Below are 3,452 nucleotides of genomic sequence, written 5' to 3'. Positions count from 1 at the left end.
AATTAAAATGAAGCATGTATAAGCTCATATATTGCCCTCCAAAACAAACCCATTCAATAAAAAAAGTATATCACCTGGTATTTCTATTCGCGGTCAATTATCAAGAGATTTGGATGTCAGACGATTATCTACCCGAATAACTAGGCTCAGAGAACGAAGCAAAAGCAGAACCCACGCTGTACATATATTGCATATTTATTCTATTTAGTGTATTCTAGCCCCATTGTGTTAATTGGGAAGGGGTACGTTCATCATGCACAAGCACACTTGGCTCTACCTATTATTCGCCAGCCTTCTGGTCTGGCTTCTCGCCGCGGCGGCTCAGCCGCAGCCTGTCCAAGCCGCGACCGACGATTCGCTGACCCGCATTCAGCAGAAAGGCACGCTGGTCATTGGCAACTCGCCGAACTACCCGCCTACGAGTTCACGACCAACGTGAATGGCAAGGAGCAGGTCGTCGGCATGGACATCGAGATTGGCAAGCAGATCGCCAAGGACCTGGGCGTCAAGCTCGTGGTCAAGCGCATGGACTTTGACTCGCTGCTAGTCGCTTTGGAAACTGGCAAGGTCGACATGATCCTGTCCGGCTTTTCCCCGACTGCAGAGCGTAAGCAGCACGTCGACTTTTCCAACACGTACTACACGTCCAAGCAGGACATCATTATTTTGAAAACCGACAAGGGCCTCTACTCGGACCGCAAGTCATTTAATGACAAAAAGGTCGGCGCCGTGGTCGGCAGCATCGCCTACAACCTGGTCAAGCAGCAGATGCCCGGCGCCAAGGTCGTCGGCATGCAAAACGCCTCAGACCTAGTGCTGGCGCTTAAGGCGCACAAAATCGACGGCATCGTGAAGGACTCCGCCTCGGCCGTCGCCTACGCGAACTCCGACCCGACCCTCGCCGCCATCGACGGGAAGTTCACCGTGTCCGGCGCCGAATCCGGCAACGCCATCGCCCTGCCGAAGGGCTCGTATGCCCTGCAGGCCGCGGTCAACAAGAGTATCGCCAAGATAAAGCGCAAGGACCAGATCAACAAGCAGTTCCTGCCGGCTGCGTCCAAGTACATTTCGACCGGCGCCAAGACCCACACCATGTGGCACTACTGGACGTACTTCGCCAAGGGCGTGGAGTACACCGTCGGCATTTCACTGGTCGCGGTGATCATCGGCGTCCTGCTGGGCTCCGGTCTCGCCTTCGTGCGGCTGGGCAAGATCACCTGGCTGAAAAAGCTGGCCAACGCCTATGTCACCTTCGTCCGCGGCACCCCGCTGATGGTCCAAGTGATGTTCATCTACTTCGGAATCGGCACGTTCTACAACGTCTCGGCGGTGGTCGCAGGCACGCTGGCGGTCGGGCTCAACTCGGCGGCTTATGTGTCCGAAGTCTTCCGCGGCGGGATTCAGGCGATTGCCAAGGGGCAAACCGAGGCAGCACGCAGCCTGGGCCTCAGCCAGCGCGACACTATGCGCTACGTGGTCTTCCCGCAGGCACTCACCGACATCTGGCCGGCACTCGGCAACGAGTTCATTTCACTGATCAAGGAAACCTCGATTGTTTCAATCATCGGCGTGGCGGATCTGATTTACCAGATGCGGATCGTGCAGGCCGACACTTACCGCGGCGTTTTGCCAATTGCCATCGCGATGGTCCTGTACTTCATCATGACCTACAGCCTCACGAAACTCCTCGCCTTTTTGGAGAAGAAAATGCATCACGAAGTCACGGTGTAACGCACCGTGCAGCCTCGGCCTTGGCCGGGGCTTTTTGCGTCTCCTAAGTCAATCAAATGTGCAGTATAATATTCGTAATAGTGGGAATAAATTTTGAGAGGGTGAGTAGATGAACGCGTCAGCACTGTTTAATGCCGAGGATCGAGCCAGTTACCGCATCCTGCAAGCTATCAGCAACGCCGCGAACCAAACGCTCTCCGAAAGCACCCTTCAGGAGCAGTTCGGCCTCACCAAGTACAAGCTAAATAAGGTGTTTGATGGCCTCAACGCCGACCTGGTCGCGGTATCGACTGAGACCCCGAGCTACCTCGATGACCTGGAAAAAGGCTACTGGCGCGCCCATCACCTCACCAAGGTGATCCTGCAAAAGCTCCGGGTGATGTACCTGAAGCGCAGCTATGAGTTCACGGTGTTTGAGTACCAGTTCTTCTTTTCCGCACGCACGCCCAAAAGCAAATATATGAAGGAACACTTCATTTCCAACGCCAAGTTCTATGAGGCCTCGGCCCAGTTGAAAAATGATCTGGCCGATGATTTTCTTTCGCCGCACGAACCTGCCGACACAGAATTTGCGACGCGGCTGGCGCTGTTTCAGTTTTACTTCGTGGCGTACAATGGCATCGCCAGCCCCTTCAAAGAGCTGGACGAAACGGTGGCGGCGCTGATCCGCACGCTGGAGGCGCAACTGGACGTGGCACTGTTGCCGACGCAAACCACGAAGCTGCGATTTTTCCTCAAGATCTGGCTGCTGCGGATGATGAACGGCCAGCACATTGAAAAGGTGCTGCCAGGCGCGCTCGAGTTGCCTGGGGCCAATGGTCGCCTCGACGGGATTCACAAAATTTTGCCAAAACAGTTCGGGGTCACGTCTGCCGAACTCGACTACCTGTACGCCTTTTTGGCCATTTGGCATTACCTGCCGCCGGCCAGCGAAACCGACTTAATTTCGGCCGCGCGGCTGCCCAAGGCGGGACGGATGACGGATGAATTTTTGGTGCTGGTCCAAAGTCGTCACATTTTGGATGACCCTGGCGAAACCGACTTAAGCCCCCTGCGGCAGGCGTTGTTCGGGCTGCACGTGCAAATGGTGACATTCTACCTGGCACCGACCACCTTCATCGATGACCAGCAAATCAGTTTTTTTTGCGAATCTCTACCCCGGCTTCGATGAGCTGATCCTGACGTTTATCAGCCAGCTGGCCAAGCGCGCCGACCCTGTGCTCAACCGGACGATGGCGGTCAACCTGTACTTTTCCTACATGTTCACGCTGATCAACTACCTGCCGACCGAGGCGCTGCGCGATAAGGTGTACGTGTGCGTCGATTTTGCGCAAGGGCCGATTTACACCGACTACATCTCGCGGACCCTGTCCAGCTTCGACAACGCGTTCATTGTCGTCGAACACCGGCTCTCTAAGCACACTGACGTCTACTTGTCGGACTTTTCCGACCCGACTCTGGCCATTCCCCAGGTCACGTGGGCGAACCCCCCGTCCCCAGCCGATTGGGGCGAGTTGGCGGACTTGACCGTACGCGTGAAACAGGCCAAAATGCAAACAGTCGTACCGAAAACGGTGAGTGACCCATTTTCACTGAAACGAAAGGACGCAAGCGATGACAAAGCTGACTCATAACGTGAATACAATTGGCACCGTCCTGATGGGCGCCGCGGCGCTGACCGGCGTCACCCTCGCGGCTCCGGCCATCACGCCAGCAGCCTC

The 3,452-nt window shown here is 55.7% G+C and carries 2 protein-coding genes and 1 pseudogene; all 3 read left to right on the top strand.

Features of this window, described 5'->3' with window-relative positions; all coding sequences use genetic code 11:
• Positions 1-250: 250 nt before the first annotated feature.
• The 3 genes and pseudogenes from JCM13995_RS13155 (at position 251) to JCM13995_RS13145 (ending at position 3,365) form a co-directional block, all read left to right on the top strand.
• Positions 251-1,731: pseudogene (locus JCM13995_RS13155) on the top strand (ABC transporter substrate-binding protein/permease).
• 109 nt (positions 1,732-1,840) lie between these two features.
• Complete coding sequence (locus JCM13995_RS13150; protein ID WP_054666449.1) at positions 1,841-2,902, top strand: hypothetical protein; 1,062 nt, start codon at positions 1,841-1,843, stop codon at positions 2,900-2,902.
• Complete coding sequence (locus JCM13995_RS13145; RefSeq protein WP_054666446.1) at positions 2,853-3,365, top strand: hypothetical protein; 513 nt, start codon at positions 2,853-2,855, stop codon at positions 3,363-3,365. The genes JCM13995_RS13150 and JCM13995_RS13145 overlap by 50 nt, the downstream gene beginning before the upstream one ends.
• Positions 3,366-3,452: the final 87 nt, after the last annotated feature.

The organism is Lacticaseibacillus camelliae DSM 22697 = JCM 13995 (assembly GCF_001311195.1).
In the GTDB taxonomy this organism is placed as follows: Bacteria; Bacillota; Bacilli; order Lactobacillales; family Lactobacillaceae; genus Lacticaseibacillus; species Lacticaseibacillus camelliae.
The sequence above is the reverse complement of the archived record's forward strand: the minus strand, read 5'-3'. Positions and strand labels throughout refer to the sequence as shown.